The sequence below is a fragment of the Streptococcus parasanguinis genome, assembly GCF_001074805.1.
Taxonomy (GTDB): domain Bacteria; phylum Bacillota; class Bacilli; order Lactobacillales; family Streptococcaceae; genus Streptococcus; species Streptococcus parasanguinis_A.
This window is the reverse complement of record NZ_JUPI01000154.1, coordinates 1-479: the sequence shown is the minus strand read 5'-3', so window position 1 is coordinate 479 and position 479 is coordinate 1. Positions and strand designations below refer to the sequence as shown.

The following is a 479-nucleotide window of genomic DNA, read 5'->3' as shown; positions in this document are numbered from 1 at the left end:
TTTACAGGATTAGAAGCAAAAGATTATGTAGTGAGAGAGCTTACAGCTCCAGACGGTTACCAATTATCAGATGAAGTTATCAAGATCGCAGCTAGTGATTTGGTTGCTTCAAACAGTGTAGTGGATAAAGGAAATGTCGTTAACAAACCATTCACTTCAATTCCACCAACTCCTCCGACTGTTGACAAACCTGAATTAAAACTCTACAACATTCAATTACATAAGGTGAACGAGGAAGGTAAAGGCCTTCTAGGAGCAGTCTTTGGGCTCTATGAGGCAGATGGTACGACTCCCGTAGCTAACCCATATGGCGAAGGTCAAGCGACTGCTACTTCAGATGAGAATGGTCTTGTAACCTTCATTGGATTTGAAGCGAAAGATTATGTTATCAAGGAATTGACAGCTCCAACTGGATACCAATTGTTAACGAATCCTATCACAGTTTCAGCTAGTGATTTTACCCAAGCTAAAGATTTGGT

1 protein-coding gene is annotated in these 479 nt (G+C 40.7%); it reads left to right on the top strand.

Annotated features, from left to right (window positions below):
- A partial coding sequence (locus ADI76_RS10675; RefSeq protein ID WP_049516425.1) for a prealbumin-like fold domain-containing protein occupies positions 1 to 479 on the top strand: 479 nt, incomplete at both ends.